Raw genomic sequence first — 22,735 nt, 5'->3', positions numbered from 1 at the left:
TCCCAAAAATAATACAAAGCCATAGCATTCCTGGAAAACAGTAAAACTATGGCTTGTAGTCATATGTGAGATTTAAAGCCTTTTACCAGACTCTGTATCCCTCGTGGCCTATCTTATATGATGTACCGGGAACATAAAGCTCCTCCGGCTTGAGATCCTTTCCGTTCTCCTTTGCACCTTCAATAGCTTTTCTCAGTTCTCTAAACGCTACACTGTTGGTAACAATACGAGACACATCCTCCTGCGAAGGTCTTGTGCCGAGATATTCAAGAACAGCCTGCTGAAGATAAAAATAAGTACGAAGCTGTGTCTTCTTGAACTCGATGCTCTGCTGCTCATCACCATCACCCTCGAGAAGGAAAAGGCTGTCTCCCTCGCGGTATCCAAGAGTGAGCTTTGCAAAAATCTCGGGAACGAATACCCTGATCTCGGCAGCAATATCTTTGTTGCCTTCTGTAAGCTCTTCAATCCTGTTAGCCATTGCAACATAATCCTCGTGAGATCTGATATTGACCATAGAAGTAATAGTCTCTCTTGCAGCATTCATAACAAGCTCTTTTTTGAAAGGACACTGATCATCTTCGCGCTGTACGAATATAGCGTACTGCTTCTCTGATACAAATGTCTCTTCAGCATCCATTTCTTTCTCTACATACTCCTTGAAGTATTCGGGTAGCTGTACAAGAACAGAGCCGTTGAGACGAACCTCTATGATCTGTCTCTCCTTGAACTTTGCAAGATATATCCTGAGCCAGTAGTACTTCTTAGATCCCAGATACTTCGGGATCTCATTTCTGATAAAGTTAATGAGCATAGTAGGCTGCTTGTCCTTTACTCCGATTCTTACAACAGACTGGCAGTACATATCAAAATCATAATGCTGTCTGAGATAATCAACAGAAATATGCTGAGGATTCTTCTTGGTCATTGACTGATCAAGGGGATGCCATACGCCGCCGTGGAATATCTCCACAGCCATATTAGCAGCTTCCTCATCTGATTTGCCCTGTGAATCAACAGGTTCGATAAGAGGCTCGTCAAAATCGTCATGCTTTACTATGAAAATTGTCTGGAGTATCTTAAGGCCTTCGCTTTCCTCCATTCTGCCTATCTGAACATCGATAGTAAAGCCTTTGGGCATGATAACACAGTCATCATAGAGAGTACCGTTAAGCTTGGCATTAAGTGCATCAAGCACAAGCTTCTTTATACCTTCTCTTGGATCTGCTGCTGTTACAGCTGCCTCTTCCTGCTGATTATTGTTCTTCTTCTTAAAAAGTCCCATTTTCTATTCTCCTTAATAAATGTTATCAATATATGCTCTGCATAATATTAAACTGTTAATTTGACCGCAGCCCAGCCCTCACGAACTTCCGGCTCGGGATCCTTAAAGCCGACAGACTTTAAGGCATCAATGACTTCATCCATACGTTCCTCAATAATACCTGAAACAATGAGTACTCCGCCTTTTTTCAGGTAGCGAAGGAAACATTCCTTCATAGAAATAAGAACATCGGCAACGATATTAGCCATGATCATATCATACCTATCATCGATCTCATCGGCAAGCTTTTCATCTGTAAGGATATTACCGAAATACGTCCTGTACAGATCGGTCGGGATATTGTTTTTTACCGCATTCTCACGCGCTGTTACGGCTGCATTCTCCTCAATATCGACGGCAATGGCACTTCCGGCACCGAGAAGCATAGCTCCGATGGAAAGAATACCGCTTCCGCATCCCATATCAAGCAGTTTATCACCTTTTTTAAGGTATTTTTCAAGCACTTCAAGACAAAGTCTTGTGGTATGATGCTTACCGGTACCAAAGCTTGACGCAGGATCAATTTCAAGTATAATTCTGCCGTCACTATTGTCATACTCCTCCCATGAAGGCTTTATAACAAGCTTTTCGCCAACTTTGAAGGGCTTGAAGTACTGTTTCCAGTTGTTTGCCCAGTCTTCTTCACGAATGCTTGTCATTTCAGCCTCAAGACGTCCGTAAATATTTTCGGTATCAGCATTTTTCATTTCCGCAAGCATAGACTTTATTGCCAGAAGCATTTCTGCTCCCTGGCCATTTGACGGAATATAAACCGTGATGCATGTTTCGCACTCCGAAAGTCCCATGAGATCATCGTCTATATAGTCCCACTGACCGTTTTTATTTTCAAGGAACTCCTTGAAGTCTTCGGAATCCTTTATTGAAAAACCTTTTATGCCTATATCGGTAAGCTTAGAGCATAAAAGCTCGATTCCTTGTGTCGTCGTATAAATATTGACTTCTGTCCATTCCATTTATTATTTTACTCCTTAACTGCATATACGCATGAGATATAATATTACATCGGTTTCGTCCACTGCACCGTCACCGCTGAGATCAGCAGCAGCTATCTCGGTGGTTGTCAATAGAGAGATGCCATCGGGAAGCTTCGAACGTCCGATGATATATTCATTGATAAGCGCCAGATCATAGCTGTCTGATACGCCGTCATCATTGATGTCACCCACTGTAAGCTTTCTGCTGTTTCCGGCATATAAAAGTTCTTTCAGTTCTACCAAGCCTTTCTTGCCGCCGACCTTTACTTCGCCGAAGCCTTCGGTTATTCCCGTGACATTGATAACATTACCTTCTTCAAGAACAGCAATAATACTCTTTTTCTCTTTATCGTCGGTGAAAACCTTCACTTTCTTGCCGTCAGGACAATAATATTCGCCCTTTTCATATACATCAGAAGTGACCGAAGTATGCTGGGAAGTGACTGCCTTAGATGTAGTAACGGCAGCAGATGTTGTGCTCATCTTAGATGTAGTTGATTTAGTCGTGGTAGTAGTTGTGGTTTTGACCGAGGAAACAGTTGTTGTAGTTATTGCAATTGATGTTGTAGTGGAAGAAGGAACAGCCTTTCCATCAGGATCAACGGTGTAAAGCGGAGTAAATCCGCTGTATGGATTCTTTCCTTTCAGAAGCTGATAAACTTTAATATTGGCATTTTTGTAGGCCTTGAACATAAGAATCTCATCCTTGGCAGGATCAGCCATATATACATCATCGCCTATAACTCCGTCTATATAGACCCAGTGTCCTCCAACATTGCAGATAACATATTCGCCCTTATCAAGCTGCGCCTTTATTTCTGCAGCCTTTCCCTTTTCATCCGTAGATTTAAAGTTTAAATTGGCAGAATCTATGCTTATCTCCTTGACAACTTTATTGACGGAAGCCCATGAGCTTAAACCGCCCGAGCCATTAAAAGCACCGATATCATTGAGCTGTTTTGCAAAGACGCCGGGATTAAATGTTTCAGTATCTCTTGCACCTGATGCAACAGCGACCATAGCAATGGAGGTTACATAGCAGCCTGAGCTGCGAAGTGTAGAACCGCCGATAGCAGTACTTCCCCATCGGCTGTCAAGCTGACGCCATAAGCGGAAGTCCTCAGCCGCATGAGCCGCCTGTGCAGGCCTGTACACTCCTGCGAACATTCCCAAAAACATAAGGAATGTCAGCAGAATACATCTTATTCCTTTTTCTTTTACCGTTCGCATAATTAACCTCCGTTCTTAGGTTATCCGGTTTGTTATGCCCCTTCCTTTTTTAGTTTCTTTGTATGCATTATAAGCACATATGTATGCTCTGACAGCAGTTTCTCTATCACTCTCTCCCAACTTCTCCTCACCATAGAATGCTCTGTCAAAAACTTCAACCGCATCGGATATATCCGCTCCTGATGTACTGCGAACTATCGAAGCAGCTTCCGACGAGGTATTGACATTTTCAATATCATAAATCCTGCATATCCTTTGAATTGCAGCTTTAATGACGGCTTCCGGTGAACGTCTGCCTGACATGAATATAAATATCTTATGTGAGAGCCAGGGATATACCAGTACAAAGAGAAGAACAATAAGTCCTCCTATAAGTATGATAAGTCCTGCTCTTGAAAGCATATCTGTAGCAGTCTTGGAGCCTTTACGAATGTTTGCGTCTGTAATAGTCGGCTCAAAATCCATCCATCCGTAGCCCTTTATATAAAGCTGGGGATAACCGTGAGCGTCCTTTGTTGTAACAATATAATTAGTATTGTCATTGATTATTCCGTTTGCTCTCTGGTTCATATTGTAGCCTGCACAGTATCTTGCAGGTATACCCGCTGCACGCGCAAGAAGAACCATTGCGGTAGCGTACTCATAGCACACTCCTGTCTTTGTTTCGAAAATGAAATCCTCTGCATTCTCGCCTTTCTTCTTTTTATAGCCGAGATTATAAACATAGTTATTATTATAAAAATATCTTTCAAGCAAACGGGCTTTTTCAAAATCGTTATCAATACCATCCGTAAGCTGATCAGCCAGTTCCTTTATACGTTTATTATCACCGTATTCAAGGAGCAAATCGCAATACTTATCATAGTAAAGGTAATCATTTCTGAAATACCCATAAGCATCATCACTGTCAAGTTCTTCATCTGTCTTTGAACTTTCAAAAACCTCTTCCGTATCAGTAAGAAGCTGTTCATAATCATATTTTGCAAGATTATTCACAAACTCCCTGTTCTTTGCACTGTTGAAGAAGGTATCCGCACTGTACTCAAATCTGAAACGCTCGGAATTGTCAAAATTCGAGCCAACAGAAGATACCGTTCCGCCTGAAAGTGTTGCTATGGTTCCGCGTTTAGAACAAGCTGACATTCTTACTGCATTCTGAGGTACAGGAGCCATATCATAAGCATTTGAAAGTCCTGACGAGCCCAAGACAGTATATATCGAAACCGTACGCTGTTCAGGAACATCGAGTCCGTCCTTCAGATATTTTGTAAGTCCATATTTTTCAGCATATTCACTGTCAAGTGAAGCCGCCTCAAGAAAAGCATCTGCCAGTCCCATTGGAGAACCGATTGCAATATTATTATCAGTTGTTTTCTGCCTGTAATACAGGTCAATATCATCAGGCTTCCAGCTATCATTATCAAAATAATAAGTAGAATATGTTCCCATTTTCAGATGAAGATCATCAGCGGAAGAAGCCTCGTAAATATTTACTGTCCTTATGTTGCCGCGAAAACGCTGTCCGTCGGAAGTGTCACGGAAAACATTAAGCATATTATTCAGCTTATCAGTGAGTATATCGGCATTTATAAGCGTTTCAAGTGTAGTTCTGTCAGCTTCTATCGCAGGCTTTGGGAAAAGTGCTGCAGCAGATGCAAAAATAACAGCATACACTGCAATCGTTTTCCACGATCTCCTTCTGCTTACAAAAAGCGTATCCTCGTTATCCTTAAGCTGCCGGTAATATACCATGAGAAGTATATATCCCACAGCAAGAAGAATAATGAACAGTGTAGGCATTTTCTCATATTCCTTGCCGTATATAGCAAAAGGAATGATAAAGATAAGAAAATTCATAAATATCCTGTATCTTACACGCGTAAAGTAATATATTACAGAACACATAAAAACAGTAAACAAGATATAGAACGCCATAGTGAACATAAAATTATAATCCACTGAGTCCTGAGGCGTAAGGAACCATAGTCCCCAGGTGATCGGGTAATCTTCTTGTCCCCAGTTTATGGCTGTTCTGAAAGAATACGCAAAGCACACGCCCACCGCACTATACAGAAGAAATCCAAGCAAATGCCGCTTCTGCATAAAATCAAAAATCCTGAACAGTAACCATCCTATGACAAAAGTAGCAGCTCCGCATCCTAATGCCAGGATATAACCATGATTATCGACCTTTTCATGATCGCGGTAATGAAACATGAGCGCGGTCATAACAAGAACCGTATACCATAATACAGGATCTATCATAGTCCTGAGCAGAAATGATCTCAGTCTGAAATTATTTGTTTTGGTTTTTTCCATTATTTATACCAGTTTAAAATTATTCTCCTCATCAAGATACCAGAGAGGAAGCGGACTCTGGTTTGGTGTAGCGGGCGATAATCCGATAATACATGAATTATCCGGATTTTCAAGTCCTGCCGTAACAGCGTCAAAACCGATACCCGCATCAGTAGTACCGATAACGCAGGAACATGGCGAGCCTCCGATAGAAGAGAGCGCAACTCTGCGGCCGGCTTCAACCTTAACAGCAAGAACTTTTAACAAAAGCTGATCCGGATAATCAGGGTTGTCAACACTTTCGCATATACACTCGCCGGAATTTGTACGGTACACAAAATTACAAGCAATCCCCTGTTCAATAAGGAGCTTCAGTAAGCCAAAAACCGACCGTATAAGCCGCTCCTCACCGATCACAGCATTTACAGGAGGTACACCGATTCTGCGGAAAAGATCGAGCACGATCATAGGCTGTACCGCAGCAGCTGCTTCATCAAGGCGTACCATAAGCTTTGATTTTTTTGACGAAAGCTTCCAGTTTATCCTCTTCATAGGATCTCCGAGCTCATATTCACGATGCTCATATCCCGGGAAAGTATTCGCAGAAAACATCATTGCTGTATCGTTTTCCTCATCGTCATCACTTGTCATAACAATATCTGCTATCGATCTGAAAAGCTGCGATGAAGCCTTAATATCGGGTATTTCAGGAATTACTCCCACAGAAACTGGCTGAGGCAGAGAAGTTTTAACATTAAATTTTAAAAATCCAAGAAATCCGCAGGAATAAACTGCGTTTATACCTACCTCTCCGTTCCCTCCGGTTACAGCATCAAGATCAACGGTAAATGATCTCTTTCGTTCATTCAGCATAGTAAGCTTACGCTTTTTTATATTCTGTCTGAAAATTTCAGATGCATACGGCACGATCTCAACAATAGCAAGAGGAAATACGCCTGTTTTGCTGACAGTTACATTTACCGCAAGCTTGCTGCCCTTCTGTACATAAGCGTCACAGCCAAATGTGACTTTTATCCTTTTTTTTGCATAAAGGGTGAAGAAAAGTGAAACAAGAGGTGCAAATGCAACAAAAGCAAGTAGAATAATGCCCATTTCTCCATCTATATAAAATGTAAATATATAAACAAGAAACGCAACAGCCAGAACGCTTATTATGCTTTTAATATGCTTGAACATCAGCTCATAGCGGGGACCTGGCAGGTCCTGAGTAAATTCGAGATATAAGCCTCGCCTGTACCAAATGCAGTTTTGCCCTGAGGAGAGAGAATTATCCTGTGCGCAAGTACAGAAACAGCTGTATTCTTTACGTCATCAGGAGTAACATACTCTCTGTCATAAATGAACGCAAAAGCCTTGGCCGCTTTAAAAAGTGCAATACTTCCGCGCGGACTGATACCAAGAATAGTATTTCTGTCCTGACGTGTGGAAGATACCAGCTTTACAATATAAGACTTTACATCATCTGTAACTCTGATGCGCTTTACAGCTTCCTGCATAACTGCAATATCCTCAACGTGCATGACAGGTTCGGTAATATTATTGATAGGGTTATAATTTTCGGTTCTTTCAAGAATAGAAACCTCTTCCTCAACGGAAGGATAACCCATTGAAAGTTTCATAAAGAATCTATCCATCTGAGCCTCGGGAAGATGGAATGTTCCATAAGTCTCCACAGGATTCTGCGTAGCCATAACAAGGAACGGCCTCGGGAGCTTATGTGTAACACCGTCAAGACTGACCTGTCTTTCTTCCATAGCTTCAAGAAGAGCAGACTGTACCTTTGGCGAGGCACGATTTATTTCATCCGCAAGGAGAAAATTACACATTACCGCACCATCACGGTAAACAAATTCTCCCTTTGAAGAATCAAGCATAGTAAAACCGGCAATATCCGAAGGCATTATATCAGGTGTAAGCTGAATACGATTGAACTTTCCACCGATAGAACGGGAAAGTGCAGTTATCAGCTGCGTTTTTCCTACTCCGGGAACGTCCTCAAGCAAAACATGGCCCTCACAAAGCAGTGAAGCTATCAGCCTGATTATCGTATCATTTTTTCCAACAATTACCTTTCCAACAGAATCGGCAAGCTTGCTGATGTTTGAATTCATAATTTTTACCCCAAATCTCTGATTAGATTATCCAATTAAATCTATTATAACATATTTTCCAAATTACTTCAAGGGAAAACCATACGAAAAAAAAACTGTATTATTGTAACATCTCACAATAACACAGGCATTATAATGTGGAAAATTTGTCCAATTAATTGTTTTCGGCAGCAGTTGCCGCTGATTTTTGCCGCAGTATCAGCAAAAGATAATATCAATATTTCCCCTTTTTGTTCCGGCGTATCTTTATCAGGAATATCCATACGACCAGAAGAGAGGCGGCGGCTGCAATTAAAAAGAGCCGGTATGACGCGGAGTCCATATCTGTACTGACAGGATCATCAAATATCAGCAGCGGGGCGATCTGATCCTCAGCAAATCCAGATTTTATTGCAGCTTTTTTAAATTCACCGATATCATATTCGTTAAATGATTTAGAAGAAACACGTCCGTTTATATAAAATGTACCGGGAATTGTATCCGAACTGCCGTTCATATAGGCTTTCCACTGAGCACAAAGCTCGTCAAGCTCTCTCTTTTTATTCTCATCGCCGGTATAAAAAGAGTAGACACGGTAGTTTTCGGGGACATAGCTTCTGTCATTCCTCATTTTTTCGATATCATCAGAGCCTGCATTATCTAATATATAATAATACAGATACGATATCTCATAATGATACCGTCCCGGTCTTATATATGTTTTAACTTCCTCTGTTCTGTAAAATGACAAAACGCGACCTGCATACCCGTCTATTCCCCTGTTCTCAACGCAGCAGTTAAGATCATCTGTATTTACACTATAGCGCTCATCCCCTTGAACCGCATCGTGTTTTCCCATACACCCGCATAAAAGTATAACAAGAGGAGCCATAAGCGCTATCAATAACACAGCTCTTTTAGGATTTGAAGTTAATGCCATTATTTTTTCTCCCTATATCAAAAACAGCGGCAGAACGCTCTGCCGCTGTCTTAAAAGCCCTTATTACTTGATCATCTTAGCGATCTCATCAGCAAGGTTGTCTTCCTTCTTCTCAACACCCTCGCCGCGCTCGTAACGAACAACGTCAACGACCTTGATAGAACCGCCGAGCTTCTTAGCCTCAGCGTCAACATAGCCCTGAACAGAGAGCTTGTCATCCTTAACGAATGCCTGCTCGAGGAGGCAGTTTTCTGTGTAGTACTTGCCTACCTTACCCTCAACGATCTTAGCACGAACCTGCTCGGGCTTTGAAGCCATCTTAGGATCCTCAGCCATCTGAGCCATCATGATCTCCTTCTCCTTCTCAAGTACATCAGCAGGAACCTGCTCACGGCAGAGATAAGGAGCATTAAGTGCTGCAGACTGCATAGCTACATCCTTACCGATCGAAGCTACCTGATCAGCAGAAAGATCTGTATCCATCTTTACGAGAACGCCGATGCTGCCGCCATTGTGGATATAAGAAGCAAGCTTGCCCTCAAGTCTTACAAAACGACGGATAACAATGTTCTCACGGATCTTCATGCCAGCGAGTTCTGTAAGAACTTCGCCTACTGTATTATTGCCGCCGCTGATCTGCATCTCCTTGAGAGCTTCAACGTCAGCAGGATTCTTTTCAATGATTGTGTTTGCTACATTAGCAACGAAGTTTCTGATATCGTCTGTGTTAGCAGCGAAGTCAGTCTCTGTGTTTACCTCGAGGAGAACGCCTACTTCGCCGTTTACAACAGCAGTAACTACGCCCTCAGCAGCAGCTCTGCCGCTCTTCTTAGCCTGTGTAGCAAGTCCTTTTTCTCTGAGGAACTCGATAGCCTTGTCCATATCGCCATCATTTTCTTCGAGAGCCTTCTTACAGTCCATCATACCAACGCCTGTGGACTTCATGAGTTCTTTAATTTCTGCAACGGAAACCTTTCCCATTGTTATTACCTCCTATTTATTATTATATCCGCAAAAACCCGAAGTGTTAGTTCGGGTTTTTATTGTTTCAATGTTTAGTGATGATCAAGCCTCAGCCTCTGCTGTCTCCTCAGCAGCTTCCTCTGCGGGAGCCTCCTGAGCATCATCAGCAGCTGCTGTGTCATCGCCCTGTCTGCCTTCGATAACAGCGTTAGCGATTGTACCTGCAATAAGCTTTACAGCTCTGATAGCGTCATCGTTACCGGGGATAACATAATCAACTTCGTCAGGATCGCAGTTTGTATCTACGATAGCAACGATCGGGATGTTGAGCTTCTTAGCTTCAGCAACAGCGATCTTTTCCTTGCGGGGATCAACGATAAAGAGTGCTGCGGGGAGCTTCTTCATTGTCTTGATACCGCCGAGGAACTTTTCGAGCTTCTCGATCTCGAGGTTGAGCTTTACAACTTCCTTCTTGGGGAGAAGAGCAAATGTGCCGTCCTCTTCCATAGCGTGAAGCTGCTCAAGTCTCTTTATTCTTGTCTGGATGGTCTTGAAGTTTGTAAGCATACCGCCAAGCCATCTTGCATTTACATAATGTGCGCCGGCTCTTGTAGCTTCCTCCTTAACAGAGTCGCCAGCCTGCTTCTTTGTACCTACAAAAAGAACCTCGCCGCCCTGTGCTGCAATGTCACGAACGAACATATAAGCCTCTTCGAGTTTCTTAACTGTCTTCTGAAGGTCAATGATGTAGATTCCGTTTCTTTCTGTGAAAATGTACGGTGCCATTTTCGGGTTCCATCTTCTTGTCTGGTGTCCGAAGTGAACGCCTGCTTCAAGAAGCTGTTTCATTGATACTACTCCCATGGTGTAGTCCTCCTTAAAATTGGTTATTATTAATCCTCCGCGTATCTTAACTCAGCAGCAACACATTCTCATGTGCACCAACCGCTGAAAGAACACGCGTGCGAATTGCCTTAATATTATATCATTTTCTGCATAATATTTCAAGTATTTTTGCAACAGCTATTTCAACAAACTTAAAAATCGTTTTCTTTGTTTTTTTGTAAACTTCGTCTCAGACGAGCCTTTTTGCCGTTCTATCAGCAAAACATCGTCGCCGATCACCTTAATATCCTGACATGAAATATATGTATCATCATCACGCCCAAGAAGCCCTAAAAGCTTGACTCTGCCGTAAATTATAAAAGCCCTTACATTTCCGCTTGCAATATCGAGTTCTATATCATCAATAAACCCCAAGCGCTCACCTGATGAAATATCTATTACTTCCCTGCTGCAAAGCTCTTCATATCCGAAAAGCATAAAATCCCCCCCATACAAGGATATGTCATGATAACCGCAGCAAGAACAATTCAATAAAAAATCATGCCTGTCAGCCGCTCAGAACCAAAAGGCATGATTTGATTATTATATACTTAATAATATGCTATTCTGCTGAACTGCAGAGTTTAGCTGCAGAAGAAGTATTCTTCAGGCGTATAGTCACCGCCGCTCGAAAGATAAACATAATATGCCATTATTGCACTGGCATCAGCCGAATCGATAACGAAATCATCATTAATATCAGCTTTCAGCTCCTGAGCTTCGGTAAATCCCTTTTCATGCTTGCCGGAAGATCTGCTTACATACTCCTGAAGTACCATTGAAGCGTCAACAGAAGTTACCTTACCATCATTATCCATATCGCCGTATTTGAAATCAAACTCAACGAAGGGGATCTTATTTGCATGGGCATAACGCTCTGCTTCAGTGTTTTTGGCACCAAAAATCTTAGTATTTGTTATACCGTCGTAATTACCGCTATGAAAACGGTATCCCAAAGAATACGGCTCAAGCTCTTCTACGGAAGGCGGGATAATAATCCTCTTCTGGTCATAGTCATTCAGAGCGGCTTCGCCTACGACCTTCTTGACTCCATTACATAAGCGAAGAGTATAAAGTCCTGTCATCATCTGACAAACATGGCTTGACAATGTTTCAACATACCCCGGAATTGTAAGGCTGTTAACCTTGGAGCACGACTGAAAAGCACACAATCCGATAGATGTAAGGCAACGGTTCAGCTTTACATCGCGAAGAGCAGTGCATCCATTGAAAGAAGCAGAATCAAGCTTCTCAAGACAAGCCGGGAAATTAACAGTTCTAAGATTAGAACAATCCTCAAAGGCATGATCGTTTATCTCTCTTATAGTAGAAGGAAGTTCTACTCTGATAAGATTCTCTTTCTTTATAAATGCACTGTTTCCGATAGAATCGACTATTATGCCTTCAACTGTTTCGGGTACGACAGCTTCTCTCTTATCAGCCTTCCATTCCTTAACACGAAGACGAGGTTCATCGGTTTTATACAGTATATATACTATATCATCCTGTTCAAATTCAGTACCGGAAGCGTATTTTTTCTCTGTTGTCTGCGAATTATCATAATCGGCAGCAAAAGCATGATAAGGCATCATTGAAGCTCCTATCAGAGTGCCTGTAAGCAAAGCAGCTAAGATCTTGTTTTTCATAATCTTCTCCTATCGTAATTAAGTATTGTGTGTATTGGAATCCATGGCACTCAACAAATATTCTCCATTTAAAGCTTTATGCTTATTTCAGAAGATCATTCGTCATCTCCATCATCGTCATCATCGTTTTCGCCCTTTTTCTTTGCAAAAACAGCTGTACCTACTGCAAGAAGCAAAGCAGCTATAATAATGCCGATAAGAACCCCCTTAGGGAATGTATCACCGGTCTGCGGAGCAGAAGCAAGCATCATTAAGGTATTAAGCATTTTATTGTCCTCCATATTGTATATAATATCTAAACCATTGTAACACATTGAATTATATTTGTCAAATGCAAAAGCCCTGCTTTTTGCAGGGCTTTTAAGATCAAAATCTGAAATCGCGCTTTCCGCCGTTCTTTATCTCGTCAAGATATTCGATCGCGCGCTGTCTGCGCTTCTCATCAGGTACATTCTGTATCTCTCTTGCAATAAGAGCCTCACCTACTGCTCTTGTTTCGGGAGAAGCATAGTCAGCAAGGTACTCCTGTAAAGTCATCAAAGCATTCGGATGACAGCAGTTCTGTATCTGTCCGACTTTGCAGAGAGCCATAAAGCGGTCACCTGTACGTCCTTCACGGTAGCAGGCGGTACAGAATGACGGAATATGTCCCTGATCCATCAGCCATTTTACAACTTCATCAAGTGAACGCTGATCCGATACATCAAACTGCTCTGTGTCGTGAGGACGCTCATCGGGAGTATAGCCTGCATATCCGCCGACAGAAGTTCTTGAACCGCCTGATATCTGTGAAACACCAAGCTCAAGTACCTTCTCGCGACAGGCTTCGCTCTCGCGGGTGGAGATTATCATGCCCGTGTATGGTACGGCTATTCTGATACAAGCTACTATCTTTGCAAATGTATCATCGTCGATACCGTTGTCGAAAACATTGGGATCAATATCAGACGCTCCCCTCAGACGTGGAACACTGACAGTGTGAGGACCTACGCCGTGAACAGCTTCAAGGTGCTCAGCGTGCATGAGAAGTCCTGCGAATTCGTATCTGTACTTGTCAAGTCCGAAAAGAACACCCAGACCTACATCGTCGATACCGCCCTCCATAGCTCTGTCCATAGCCTCAGTGTGATATGCATAGTTGTGCTTCGGTCCTGCAGGATGAAGAACCTCATAGCTCTCCTTGTGGTATGTCTCCTGGAAGAGGATATAAGTACCGATGCCTGCTTCTTTGAGCTTGCGGTAGTTCTCAACGGTTGTAGCAGCGATATTAACGTTTACGCGGCGGATAGCTCCGTTCTTGTGCTTGATAGAGTAGATAGTATTAATACATTCAAGGATATACTCGATAGGATTGTTTACAGGATCCTCGCCCGACTCGATAGCAAGGCGCTTGTGTCCCAGATCCTGAAGTGCGATGACCTCCTGACGGAGCTCCTCCTGTGAAAGCTTCTTACGGGGTATCTCCTTGTTCTGGATATGATAAGGACAATATACGCACTTGTTTACGCAGTAGTTGGAGAGATAGAGAGGTGCGAACATTACTATTCTGTTTCCGTAGAATGCCTGCTTTATCTCCTTTGCAAGCTCATACATCTTCTCAGTCATCTCAGGGATATCGCAGGCAAGAAGTACGCTTGCCTCACGGTGAGATAGTCCTGCACATTCTACTCCCCTGCCTGTCTTCTTTGGCTTTGCCTTTTCAAGTATCTGTTCTATGAGTTCACGGTTATGCTTATTCTGCTCGGCATACTCTAAAGTTGCCAGTATCTCCTCATCGTTTATAAAATCGTCCGCATTCATAGATCTTACATCATACATATATATTTCCTCCTGTACTTATTTTGCCTTGCATGACATTGTTTTTACTTCAAGTCTGAATACAGCAGTACGGCTCAGTACTTCATCATCGTACTCAAGACCTGTTCTGCCTGCCGCCTGCTTCATCACATTTTCAAGGGCGGTTTTCTTTTCTTCGGCACCGTCTATGAGTGAAAGTTCACCTGTACCGATAACGCTCATAAACCTTGCGGAATGACCGCAGGCTGTATCTGCTCCTATAAGCTCATAGTTCCCGTCTATCTCAAATCCCACAGACGGTGTGTTTTGGGCAAGCTCATACTTTCTGCCTGCCATAGCTCCGTGAAAATATAATGTGTAGTTCCCGTCAGTCTCGTTAAATCCGTAGTTGACAGGCACGATATAGACCTCTCCGTTATCACAGAAGCCTATTCGCATTATCTTTTCTGCCGATATGAAGTCTTTAATCAACTCATTATCAATTATCTCGCGGTCATTTCTTCTCATTACGCTCTCCTATTTCTTGGATATCGCAGCCTTGACAGATACGCCCGCTATCTGTCCAAGCCGTCCCGTGAGACTGCTTATCACGTCAGGCTGTGCGTCAAGAGCCACGGATATGAGAGATATCCCTCTTTCTTTGTATGGCAGCCCCATACGTCCGATGATTATATCGCTGTAATCATGTAGAACATTGTTAACCTCTACAGCGGCTGCCTGTTCATCAATAACAATAGCTGCCACAGCAATACGTTTACTATCCATTTCTCCTCCTTTCGATAAAAAAGCAGTTAACAAAAAATCCGCCCATAAACGGACGGAGAATATCTGCATATATAAAATATGTCACAATAACTGCCATCCGATAGCAAGGTTCTCACCCAGCTGTCCGAAAACAATAGGAATTATAAGCCAAAGGCAGAATAAATCCTGTCTTCCGCTATTTATATTTTATCACTTTGTTATTTATTTGTCAATTGCATCTTGTTAGTAGAGACTAAAAATCATAATGATATAATATTGTTTTTTTATCACATATTCTTCCTTTATTATTTGTTAAAATGCACCAATCCAGACTCAGCATTTTGAAATAAATATATAATTTTTCAAAAATCACTGGACAAAATAATTTATTTGTGATATACTATTTTTAGATTATTTTTTGAGGTGATTTTTAATGGGTTTATTCTCATTTTTCCAAGGTGGAGCTAAATATTTCGATAAGAAAATTGAGCCAAAGTGTGATTACTGCTCTTTTGGCAAACGTACCAAGGACGGCAACCGAGTACTCTGTGAAAAAAGAGGTCTCGTTGAACAGAACTATTCATGCAAAGCGTTCATTTATTCTCCCCTCAAGAGAATTCCTGTAAAACAGCTCAGATTTGTTGGAAGTATCGCTGATGACGATCTTTATATCGAATCAAAGGGCGATCGTACAGAAAAAGAAGCAGCTGAGAAGAAAGCAAGCGATGATAAGGACAATAAATCCAAGGAAAAAACGCCTGCTCAGAATAAACCAACTGAGGCAGCTGTTGCGCCTGCTCCGGAACAGAATAATGATTCAGAGCCGAAGGAAGAGAAGGAAGCTTCTGCTGAAAACGCTAAAGAAGCAGGTAATGCAGCCGAAAACAATGCTCAATCAGAATAATTACAGATTTAAATGAAAGAGGAGTTCTGCTCCTCTTTTTATTTGTTTGCAGATGGATATATTACCTGCTCCCTTGATGAGATGTTACTTTCCGATGCTTTTCATAAAATTGTGTTAAAATCAATTTCACTGACACGATCAAAATGAGATTCTTCTTTCAAATAATTTGCAGATATATTCTAAGAAGCCATATTAATTTATGCTTGACAAACTGTCAATTAAAATGTATAATATTTATTGTTACTTTCACTTTTTCAATGAATGAGGTGTTTGCATGGACTTTGAACAAGAACTGGCACATAATCGTATTTCACTGGCAAAATGTAAGAAAGTATACAACGTTGTCTCTATAATTTACCTTGGCTTATATGGAGTCTCACTTTTCGGTTCAATATACTTCATGATATTATCTCTTTTTGACCCATCATATTTCGCACTGATTATTATTAATGCCGGTGTAATATTTACAGGTTTTATGGGAGCATACAAGAAAAATGACCTGTTTGCAGCTCTTGCTCCGCTGATTGCATTAATCGACTTGTTCTTTTCAGCATTTGCGATACTTTGCACGCCGATAGCTATAGCTTGCGGAGTATGTACTATTATTGCAAACAGAAAGTATAGATGGCTTGAAAAGCAATACGGCTTTCCCTATTTTAATTCACGCTTTATAAATCAGGTTATTGACAGAGATCAGTGGAATATAAAAGATCCATATACTCAGCAGCTTGAAGAGTTAAAGAAAAATAATAATAATTCAGAAAAAATGGATGAATTATAATATTCTTATAGCGTACCTTTTTCCGTTCTTTAAGCAATAAACATTTGAATGAACCCCAAAACTGAGCTTTCAGGATTTTATATCACAAAAACTCTTAAATAAAATATATATGTTTTTTTAAGAGTTATATATGCGGGTGTGGTGAAATTGGCAGACACGTTAGATTTAGGTTCTAATGCCGTAAGGTGTGCAGGTTCAAGTCCTGTCACCCGCACTAAATAACAAAACGCCTGATTATCGGTTTATACCGATTTTCAGGCGTTTTTCTTATATTCCGAATACGATGTAAATTCGATATTTGTACTAAAAAACGCGTAAAAATCACATATTTTCCAACGAAATCACACGGATATTCTCCAGATACTATTATAATTTTAAGGACGGCGTTATGCCGTCCAATAAGTCTTTGATATATTTATTCTTCTAAGAATTTCTCAATAACGACCATAATCTCCTCAAGGCGCTTACCACCGATACCCTTGATCTTGCTCAGCTCTGCTTCAAGAGCCGAAAGGTCAATTGTTTTCCCCTGTTCTCCGATCAGCTCATCCCCGTACTGGAGAATGAACTTTGTCAGCTCCTCTCGGTTCATTTTCTTGATCTTTCGGTAAGTATCCCTGTCGATAATTTCTTTCTGTACCGTATATAACTCCTTTATCGTAATGGATGGTGAAATTATATGAGCAAAACTCAATTCAATGCATTACATAAAAAACGTTTTGGTCAATATTTCTCAGGTAAAAAAGTGGCAGATATGCTCTTCTCATTATTACCAAAGAATCAAGAGTGGAAAACAGTTGTCGATCCGATGGTAGGAATCAGAGATATGCTTATGTCCGTTCAACATTGCACTTCAGTTCCACTAATGCTTGGAGTCGAAATCGACGAGACAGTCGCCAAAGATTGCACTGAAAGAGTTCCAAATGCAACTATAGTAAACGGTGATGCATTCAAAACCCCTGAATTAGTTACTAACGAAGGATGGGATTTGGTGATTACGAACCCACCTTATGTCCGGTATCAACTTTTAGCGGAAGACGATGAAACAATGCCATCAGCACAGGATATTCGTAAAAATTTGATCAATCAGATTCAAACGATTCCTTATCTTACTGATGTCGAGAAATCTTTGTTTCTAAGTATATCGAAAAACTATTCTGGCCTTGCGGATATGGCAGTTCCGGCTTCTCCTGTTCTGCAGCCGCCGAGAGTTCTGCATTCCGCCAGCAATTCAGGACCTGCCGCATGATGTATAGCACCGTCAACTCCGCCTCCGCCCAGCAATGATGCATTTGCAGCGTTTACTATGGTATCGGCTTTGATCTTTGTTTTATCGTTCCTTATGATTCTGAAAGGCATACAAGCAACCTCCGTTTCGCACTGATTTATACAATTATAACATATATGATGCAGATTATCAATACGTATACAGTTTGTTGGCCTTTAGTTATTAAGGCATTGATCAACTTAAAAAGGCATGAATGATTTTTATTGCATAAGACAGAAATCACACAACAGGCTGTGATGACTTTTGTCTTGTGATAATAGTTACATAAATAAGCACTGCCCCAATGCGGGGCAGTGGCTGTCATAACTATATCATTTTATTCTGTCTATCAGCTTTTCAATTTCCTTTACGAATTCTTCCGGTTTCTGGTCGGATATTTCATGACTTGCGGGGATATTCACTTCTTCGCAGTTGCCGAGGCTCTTACAGTATTCACTTATTTTTTTCCTGTGTTCTTTATGCTCTTCACTTTGGCTTTCTTCAAAAAGCTCCTGCGCAAGTTCTTCATCGACCTCGCCGTAGAGGAACATCAGGTATTCTCTTGCATCTTCAAGCGTTTCATAATCGTTTGTTATGTACACCTTAGGAATGTCGTTTGCCTGTATGGAATCCCACGCTGTTCTCATATTGACATTGTAGTTCCTTACTTCTCCGTAATTGGGGACAGATGCCTTCTCGAATGCCAGAGCGTCTTTTGAGTATTCGCCGTACTCGTCATATTCTTCTGCAAATAAAGCATTCTTCACTGTCGTCCAGCCCGTATTGTTCGCAAACGTGCCGATTGTAACGGCTGCATCCCGCATGAATTTCGGAAGGCCTTCTTCAGGCATTTCTTCATTAGCAGAGCTGATGCTGTTATTAAATATAACTCCCGATACTTCTTCGGGATATTTGTTCTCCCAGTATGTCACATATGGGCCGCTCATGGAATGAGCCATAAGTATGTATGGTGCTTCGACACCTGCGTTTTTCAATGCGGTACGTGTGCTTTCAACTATATACTCTGTTGTGACATCTTTTTTGTCTCGCCCGATATGCCGTAGCCCGGACGGGTCACAGCAACAATAGATATATCATCATCGAGATACCCGGATAGTTTCTTCATTTCAATAGGTAAGGTGGCATCCCAGCTTCCAGGCATTGAAATGATCTTATACTTCCCGTCACCGAAGATATTTACGTTCATGTCGAAGTCGCCTGCGGAAACAAGATTAACGAAGCCGTCCGCTTTAAGAATATCCATATTCTTTTGACGCAATGACTTTTTCATGAAGGCGAAGATGATCGTTAAAATAACAAAGAGAATCAGCAGAACAAGGAACATCCGGCCGATCACCTTAAAGACCTTTTTTATTACTTTTTTCATAATAATCTCCTTTTATGAATTATCAAATGATTTCTGAGCCAATGACTCTGTGAAACTAAGAATTATCTGGAATAAACGGAATCAAAGTCTTTGCCTTTGTTCAGTTTATCGAGTAATTCCAGCAAGCCTTTCTGCTGATGCGTATCCATCCAAACGCTTACCTCATGTTTCGCATTCAGATAACGGAAACGCCTGTCCTCTAAAGGATCTGCATAAAATTCAGAACCTGTATCCATATCTTCAAGGGGAACCGTGTTTTTTCCGTTATAAGTCTGTTCAATCCACGCCTTCAGCCCATATTGCTCACGATAATCATTTTGCGTGGCAAGTCCCTCATCAAACCATGTGGGAATACTTTTCAGTGCTTTCACATTAAGACGAGTGTGCAGCTCTGCATGAGTGAGTTCATGTGCTATTATGTCGATATTAAGGTATTCATCTGAAACAGAAATGTAGTTTTTCTTCGTATATGAGGTTTTCGTATCATGATCTCCGTCAAGCTTTGAAAGCAGCTTATCATCATCGCAGAAAATTATGATCGTTGTATCGGTACATTGTAATTCTCCGAAAAATGCTCTGTCCCGTTCCAATGCTTCTTCCGTGAGCTGAATAGCTTCTTTGATATTACCGGAATAGTTTTTGTTGACATAAATATTATCTGCTACTTTTTCAAAGGAACTGCGGTACGGAACTGACATTCGATATCCTAACCCCGTAAATTGAAAAATATAGACAGCCGCCAATAACAACAGCAGTATCAAAGAAATGCAACAGCATAATATGATTTTCTTTTTCTTTGATTTTATTTTCATATTTATTTCGTCTCCTTTTGTTTACAGTATCGTCCGTGAGTTTTGCAGACTCCGTTTATGTTTTTCAGTTCTGCTACATTCATCAGAACATATTCAGCAGAAAATCCCATATCATGTGCAGAGCCACGGGAATGAGAATATTTCTGCTTTTCAAAAAAGTTATACTGAATATGATACTCAGAATGATGATATAAACAAAACCGAAGTGAAGAAAAGCATCTCCCAGTATGCCTTGCATGGTCCATGTCGGGATATGTATTGCCACGAACATCAGTGAATTCAGCAGTATCGCCTTCCACTGATTCTTTTTGTTCTTGCCGACTATAGCATTTAGCAGCCAGCCGCGGAAGACCATTTCTTCTGTGATGCCGACAAATGAAAAATCTATGACCTGTTCTGCACCAAAATCGCTGCTTAGAGATAATGAACCTTTCATACGATACGCACTGACAAGAGGATAGAGCACAAAGAGCAAGAATACGGGCAGATAATGCAGCCATTTCACCTTTGTCGTAAACATCTCTTTGAGCCCGATATAGACATCGTCTTTGTAATGATGTACAAGAAGTGCTGCCGGAAGTATCCATACAAGATTTTTGATAACAACCTCTTTTACGATCTCTGAACTGACTATTCCAGGAATAAGGTCATTTATGACAGGTTTTCCGAAAAATTCATATAGTGCCCATATTGTGTAAAAAGCAATGATATAAATGATGAGTGCTTTGTTTTTTGATATATTTTTTTCAGTAGTTCCCATATTGATTTCTTCTCCTTCTGGTTTATGCAACTATTATATCACTTGACGTAACGTCAATGTCAAGCATGTATTTTTAAAATATAATATTTAGGCTATTTATACAGATGTACTCATGAGGGTTTGTCAAAAATGCTGTATGACGTTACATTGATTGACATTCACGGTATTTCTGTTTCAATTATACAGCAAAAGATATTAAGAAGTACTTAAGAGATCTGAGGACTGCTCAAAGACCATGTTTGTTAGTGCTTTCTCAACTATAGTACTGGGATCTCTGTTAGGACGTATCCAGTCCTGAAGACTATTCTTATCAAGTATGACAGGCATGCGGTCGTGAATATCTGTTACACTGCCAACAGCTTCTCTGGTGAGCACAGTGAACATCGGTACTTGCATACCATCATGCTCCTCATAACGATAAAATCCTGCTATATATGTAATGTCTGAGCCTTCGGTCTGTATGGCGAATTTGACCTTCTTAGTATTGCAATGCTCAATCATGTTACGGCTATCGTCTTCATATACAGGATATCCCCATTCATAATACCATGATGCAGGAATAACACACCTTCTCCTGTACCATGAATCTTTCCACAGAGGCTTGCTGTCAGCAGTCTCTACGCGACAGTTGGCAAGCAGTTTAGGGGTAGCCTGATGTGTAAATCCCCATGCCATAGGAAATACAGCCATGTTTCCGTATTTATTTGGTGCGAGAACAGGCACGATATCTGCCGGATACAAGTCACCGGACATGATAAGGCTCTTTCCAAGCGTTATCGACATCTGCTGAGCCAAGGACATTTTTCTTATCTTTATGAGAACCTAAGCCATTTCCATAGGTTCTATTCTCAGGGACATACACATGAAATATGTATGCTAAAATAAAACTGAGCCAGATATGGCACAAATGATAATAAAAAAGTGAGCCACTAATAATAATAATCCTGTATAATAAGAGAAAGAGCTTGTGTACAGGAGGAACAAGGAGTGGCAATAGCAATGGAGATCTATGAAAAGATCAGATATTAGAGCAGTCAGAGAAGTAATATCTCCGGCTGCTGTTTTTTGTATAACATAACAAAAAACGCAGAAGCGTTGATATTGTTTGCAAAAAGTCTTTATATATGTTGATTGATTATGTTATCATACAGCTGTAAAGATTCTTTTATATTTAACAAAATCAAAGCGGCTCTTATTAAATATATTGAGCTAGTCGTGTGCCATTTGCCTGCCGATTACAAATCTGTAATTATCCGCATTCGGTAGAAAAAATATGCTACAATGACTTTGTCATTAGAAAAAAGGACATAAATGCTTCCAATAAAACATAAAACAGAAGCAAATATATCTGCATAGGGGGATTGATGATATGTTGTAGCAATGGTTTTTCTGAAATGCACAGATAAAAGAAACGGCTTAAATTAAAAAGGAGGAATTGAAATTGTCTAATCGAAGAATACTCAAAAAAATGCTCAGCTTTACCACAGCAGCTCTTACCTGTACAAATCTGATGTTCGCAGGTAATTGCGGTCAGCTCTTTTCACAGGAAGGTCTTACAGTATTTGCAGCAGAAACAGAAAACACTGAGATAAGTATCGACAAAACATATTTAAAGGTCGGAGAGACTCTGAAGATCAATAATTCGACAGGAAGCATGATAAGATGCCTTGCGGACGGCAGCGAGGTCGATCCTGAGAGCTTTGTCCTTACAGAAGAATTCTATGAGAGGTGGATAGAAGTTCAGGAATTTGACGGTGAAGGATACGAAACAGTGGACAAGGTATACTTCAGCAAGCTTCCAGTTATTTATATCAATACAGATGACGGTCAGGTCCCTGCATTTAAAAAGGACGCCAAGAGCGGCGAAATGTTCATACAGAACAACGAAGAA

The 22,735-nt window shown here is 41.0% G+C and carries 25 protein-coding genes, 1 tRNA gene and 1 pseudogene; 5 read left to right on the top strand and 22 right to left on the bottom strand.

What is annotated here, in order from left to right; all coding sequences use genetic code 11:
- Positions 1-82: 82 nt before the first annotated feature.
- The 15 genes from RF007C_RS08005 to RF007C_RS07940 form a co-directional block, all read right to left on the bottom strand.
- On the bottom strand, positions 83-1,285 hold the full coding sequence (locus tag RF007C_RS08005) for a DUF6348 family protein (RefSeq protein WP_019678569.1): 1,203 nt from the start codon (positions 1,283-1,285) through the stop codon (positions 83-85).
- Positions 1,286-1,332: 47 nt separating this feature from the next.
- On the bottom strand, positions 1,333-2,298 hold the full coding sequence (gene prmA / locus RF007C_RS08000) for a 50S ribosomal protein L11 methyltransferase (protein ID WP_037299009.1): 966 nt from the start codon (positions 2,296-2,298) through the stop codon (positions 1,333-1,335).
- A 15-nt stretch (positions 2,299-2,313) separates the two neighbouring features.
- Positions 2,314-3,549 carry a dockerin type I repeat-containing protein gene (locus RF007C_RS07995; RefSeq protein WP_037299008.1) on the bottom strand — a complete coding sequence of 412 codons (1,236 nt, stop codon included), beginning with the start codon at positions 3,547-3,549 and terminating at the stop codon, positions 2,314-2,316.
- Between the two features lie 15 nt (positions 3,550-3,564).
- Positions 3,565-5,868, bottom strand: a complete 2,304-nt coding sequence (locus tag RF007C_RS07990; protein ID WP_037299006.1) for a transglutaminase domain-containing protein — start codon at positions 5,866-5,868, stop codon at positions 3,565-3,567.
- Positions 5,869-5,871: 3 nt separating this feature from the next.
- Entirely contained in the window at positions 5,872-6,960 is a 1,089-nt protein-coding gene (locus RF007C_RS07985) for a DUF58 domain-containing protein (RefSeq protein ID WP_161634883.1), read from the bottom strand.
- 83 nt (positions 6,961-7,043) lie between these two features.
- Positions 7,044-7,979, bottom strand: a complete 936-nt coding sequence (locus RF007C_RS07980) for an AAA family ATPase (protein WP_019678564.1) — start codon at positions 7,977-7,979, stop codon at positions 7,044-7,046.
- Between the two features lie 214 nt (positions 7,980-8,193).
- Positions 8,194-8,898 carry a hypothetical protein gene (locus tag RF007C_RS07975; RefSeq protein ID WP_037299003.1) on the bottom strand — a complete coding sequence of 235 codons (705 nt, stop codon included), beginning with the start codon at positions 8,896-8,898 and terminating at the stop codon, positions 8,194-8,196.
- 63 nt (positions 8,899-8,961) lie between these two features.
- Positions 8,962-9,879 (bottom strand): translation elongation factor Ts, encoded by a 918-nt coding sequence (tsf, locus tag RF007C_RS07970; RefSeq protein WP_037299001.1) that lies wholly within the window; start codon positions 9,877-9,879, stop codon positions 8,962-8,964.
- Positions 9,880-9,963: 84 nt separating this feature from the next.
- Positions 9,964-10,725 carry a 30S ribosomal protein S2 gene (gene rpsB, locus RF007C_RS07965; protein WP_019678561.1) on the bottom strand — a complete coding sequence of 254 codons (762 nt, stop codon included), beginning with the start codon at positions 10,723-10,725 and terminating at the stop codon, positions 9,964-9,966.
- 159 nt (positions 10,726-10,884) lie between these two features.
- The gene (locus RF007C_RS07960) at positions 10,885-11,184 is read right to left on the bottom strand and encodes a YlmC/YmxH family sporulation protein (RefSeq protein WP_019678560.1); all 300 of its coding nucleotides are present in this window, start codon (positions 11,182-11,184) and stop codon (positions 10,885-10,887) included.
- A gap of 146 nt (positions 11,185-11,330) precedes the next feature.
- The gene (locus tag RF007C_RS07955; protein WP_037298999.1) at positions 11,331-12,392 is read right to left on the bottom strand and encodes a leucine-rich repeat protein; all 1,062 of its coding nucleotides are present in this window, start codon (positions 12,390-12,392) and stop codon (positions 11,331-11,333) included.
- Between the two features lie 95 nt (positions 12,393-12,487).
- Positions 12,488-12,658, bottom strand: a complete 171-nt coding sequence (locus RF007C_RS17265; protein WP_019678558.1) for an LPXTG cell wall anchor domain-containing protein — start codon at positions 12,656-12,658, stop codon at positions 12,488-12,490.
- A gap of 100 nt (positions 12,659-12,758) precedes the next feature.
- Entirely contained in the window at positions 12,759-14,210 is a 1,452-nt protein-coding gene (hydG, locus tag RF007C_RS07950; RefSeq protein WP_037298996.1) for a [FeFe] hydrogenase H-cluster radical SAM maturase HydG, read from the bottom strand.
- 18 nt (positions 14,211-14,228) lie between these two features.
- Positions 14,229-14,696: a pyridoxamine 5'-phosphate oxidase family protein gene (locus RF007C_RS07945; RefSeq protein WP_019678556.1), complete on the bottom strand. Its 468-nt coding sequence runs from the start codon at positions 14,694-14,696 to the stop codon at positions 14,229-14,231.
- Positions 14,697-14,705: 9 nt separating this feature from the next.
- Positions 14,706-14,954, bottom strand: coding sequence for a TM1266 family iron-only hydrogenase system putative regulator (locus RF007C_RS07940; protein ID WP_037298995.1), 249 nt, complete (start codon positions 14,952-14,954; stop codon positions 14,706-14,708).
- Between the two features lie 412 nt (positions 14,955-15,366).
- Between RF007C_RS07940 and RF007C_RS07935 the strand changes: the two genes are divergently transcribed.
- The 3 genes from RF007C_RS07935 (at position 15,367) to RF007C_RS07925 (ending at position 16,832) form a co-directional block, all read left to right on the top strand.
- Positions 15,367-15,837: a hypothetical protein gene (locus RF007C_RS07935; protein ID WP_037298993.1), complete on the top strand. Its 471-nt coding sequence runs from the start codon at positions 15,367-15,369 to the stop codon at positions 15,835-15,837.
- 274 nt (positions 15,838-16,111) lie between these two features.
- Entirely contained in the window at positions 16,112-16,618 is a 507-nt protein-coding gene (locus tag RF007C_RS07930) for a hypothetical protein (RefSeq protein WP_037298990.1), read from the top strand.
- A gap of 132 nt (positions 16,619-16,750) precedes the next feature.
- Positions 16,751-16,832 (top strand) — tRNA-Leu (locus RF007C_RS07925).
- A 201-nt stretch (positions 16,833-17,033) separates the two neighbouring features.
- On the opposite strand, the gene RF007C_RS17745 is transcribed toward RF007C_RS07925, so the two are convergent.
- Positions 17,034-17,210 carry a hypothetical protein gene (locus RF007C_RS17745; RefSeq protein ID WP_193385752.1) on the bottom strand — a complete coding sequence of 59 codons (177 nt, stop codon included), beginning with the start codon at positions 17,208-17,210 and terminating at the stop codon, positions 17,034-17,036.
- 87 nt (positions 17,211-17,297) lie between these two features.
- Between RF007C_RS17745 and RF007C_RS18310 the strand changes: the two genes are divergently transcribed.
- On the top strand, positions 17,298-17,867 hold the full coding sequence (locus tag RF007C_RS18310) for an N-6 DNA methylase (protein ID WP_152537161.1): 570 nt from the start codon (positions 17,298-17,300) through the stop codon (positions 17,865-17,867).
- On the opposite strand, the pseudogene RF007C_RS07915 reads toward RF007C_RS18310, so the two are convergent.
- The 6 genes and pseudogenes from RF007C_RS07915 to RF007C_RS07895 form a co-directional block, all read right to left on the bottom strand.
- Positions 17,801-17,977 (bottom strand): annotated as a pseudogene (locus RF007C_RS07915) (macro domain-containing protein); the annotation flags it as partial. The gene RF007C_RS18310 and the pseudogene RF007C_RS07915 sit on opposite strands and share 67 nt — an antisense overlap.
- A gap of 240 nt (positions 17,978-18,217) precedes the next feature.
- On the bottom strand, positions 18,218-18,880 hold the full coding sequence (locus RF007C_RS18060; protein WP_242836289.1) for an alpha/beta hydrolase: 663 nt from the start codon (positions 18,878-18,880) through the stop codon (positions 18,218-18,220).
- Positions 18,881-18,900: 20 nt separating this feature from the next.
- A complete protein-coding gene (locus RF007C_RS18055) occupies positions 18,901-19,272 on the bottom strand; it encodes a hypothetical protein (protein WP_051456597.1) in 372 nt (123 codons plus the stop codon).
- A 62-nt stretch (positions 19,273-19,334) separates the two neighbouring features.
- The gene (locus RF007C_RS07905) at positions 19,335-20,084 is read right to left on the bottom strand and encodes a hypothetical protein (RefSeq protein WP_242836288.1); all 750 of its coding nucleotides are present in this window, start codon (positions 20,082-20,084) and stop codon (positions 19,335-19,337) included.
- Positions 20,085-20,166: 82 nt separating this feature from the next.
- Positions 20,167-20,844: a CPBP family intramembrane glutamic endopeptidase gene (locus RF007C_RS07900; protein ID WP_037298987.1), complete on the bottom strand. Its 678-nt coding sequence runs from the start codon at positions 20,842-20,844 to the stop codon at positions 20,167-20,169.
- Between the two features lie 195 nt (positions 20,845-21,039).
- Positions 21,040-21,645, bottom strand: coding sequence for an SOS response-associated peptidase (locus tag RF007C_RS07895; RefSeq protein WP_430344444.1), 606 nt, complete (start codon positions 21,643-21,645; stop codon positions 21,040-21,042).
- Between the two features lie 640 nt (positions 21,646-22,285).
- Here RF007C_RS07895 and RF007C_RS07890 point away from each other — a divergent pair.
- Positions 22,286-22,735, top strand: a 450-nt coding sequence (locus RF007C_RS07890; protein WP_037298985.1) for a hypothetical protein, incomplete at its 3' end; no start/stop codon positions are given.

Source organism: Ruminococcus flavefaciens 007c (assembly GCF_000571935.1).
Taxonomy (GTDB): domain Bacteria; phylum Bacillota; class Clostridia; order Oscillospirales; family Ruminococcaceae; genus Ruminococcus; species Ruminococcus flavefaciens_F.
Note: the sequence above shows the minus strand (reverse complement) of the source record. Positions and strands in the feature narration are given on the sequence as shown.

Bases quoted from the DNA above. Each gene is read 5' to 3' on its own strand.
- RF007C_RS08005 (WP_019678569.1), bottom strand. From the start codon at position 1,285: ATGGGACTTTTTAAGAAGAAGAACAATAATCAGCAGGAAGAGGCAGCT.
- prmA (WP_037299009.1), bottom strand. From the start codon at position 2,298: ATGGAATGGACAGAAGTCAATATTTATACGACGACACAAGGAATCGAG.
- RF007C_RS07995 (WP_037299008.1), bottom strand. From the start codon at position 3,549: ATGCGAACGGTAAAAGAAAAAGGAATAAGATGTATTCTGCTGACATTC.
- RF007C_RS07990 (WP_037299006.1), bottom strand. From the start codon at position 5,868: ATGGAAAAAACCAAAACAAATAATTTCAGACTGAGATCATTTCTGCTC.
- RF007C_RS07985 (WP_161634883.1), bottom strand. From the start codon at position 6,960: ATGGGCATTATTCTACTTGCTTTTGTTGCATTTGCACCTCTTGTTTCA.
- RF007C_RS07980 (WP_019678564.1), bottom strand. From the start codon at position 7,979: ATGAATTCAAACATCAGCAAGCTTGCCGATTCTGTTGGAAAGGTAATT.
- RF007C_RS07975 (WP_037299003.1), bottom strand. From the start codon at position 8,898: ATGGCATTAACTTCAAATCCTAAAAGAGCTGTGTTATTGATAGCGCTT.
- tsf (WP_037299001.1), bottom strand. From the start codon at position 9,879: ATGGGAAAGGTTTCCGTTGCAGAAATTAAAGAACTCATGAAGTCCACA.
- rpsB (WP_019678561.1), bottom strand. From the start codon at position 10,725: ATGGGAGTAGTATCAATGAAACAGCTTCTTGAAGCAGGCGTTCACTTC.
- RF007C_RS07960 (WP_019678560.1), bottom strand. From the start codon at position 11,184: ATGCTTTTCGGATATGAAGAGCTTTGCAGCAGGGAAGTAATAGATATT.
- RF007C_RS07955 (WP_037298999.1), bottom strand. From the start codon at position 12,392: ATGAAAAACAAGATCTTAGCTGCTTTGCTTACAGGCACTCTGATAGGA.
- RF007C_RS17265 (WP_019678558.1), bottom strand. From the start codon at position 12,658: ATGCTTAATACCTTAATGATGCTTGCTTCTGCTCCGCAGACCGGTGAT.
- hydG (WP_037298996.1), bottom strand. From the start codon at position 14,210: ATGTATGATGTAAGATCTATGAATGCGGACGATTTTATAAACGATGAG.
- RF007C_RS07945 (WP_019678556.1), bottom strand. From the start codon at position 14,696: ATGAGAAGAAATGACCGCGAGATAATTGATAATGAGTTGATTAAAGAC.
- RF007C_RS07940 (WP_037298995.1), bottom strand. From the start codon at position 14,954: ATGGATAGTAAACGTATTGCTGTGGCAGCTATTGTTATTGATGAACAG.
- RF007C_RS07935 (WP_037298993.1), top strand. From the start codon at position 15,367: ATGGGTTTATTCTCATTTTTCCAAGGTGGAGCTAAATATTTCGATAAG.
- RF007C_RS07930 (WP_037298990.1), top strand. From the start codon at position 16,112: ATGGACTTTGAACAAGAACTGGCACATAATCGTATTTCACTGGCAAAA.
- RF007C_RS17745 (WP_193385752.1), bottom strand. From the start codon at position 17,210: ATGAACCGAGAGGAGCTGACAAAGTTCATTCTCCAGTACGGGGATGAG.
- RF007C_RS18310 (WP_152537161.1), top strand. From the start codon at position 17,298: ATGAGCAAAACTCAATTCAATGCATTACATAAAAAACGTTTTGGTCAA.
- RF007C_RS18055 (WP_051456597.1), bottom strand. From the start codon at position 19,272: ATGAAAAAAGTAATAAAAAAGGTCTTTAAGGTGATCGGCCGGATGTTC.
- RF007C_RS07905 (WP_242836288.1), bottom strand. From the start codon at position 20,084: ATGAAAATAAAATCAAAGAAAAAGAAAATCATATTATGCTGTTGCATT.
- RF007C_RS07900 (WP_037298987.1), bottom strand. From the start codon at position 20,844: ATGGGAACTACTGAAAAAAATATATCAAAAAACAAAGCACTCATCATT.
- RF007C_RS07895 (WP_430344444.1), bottom strand. From the start codon at position 21,645: ATGTCCTTGGCTCAGCAGATGTCGATAACGCTTGGAAAGAGCCTTATC.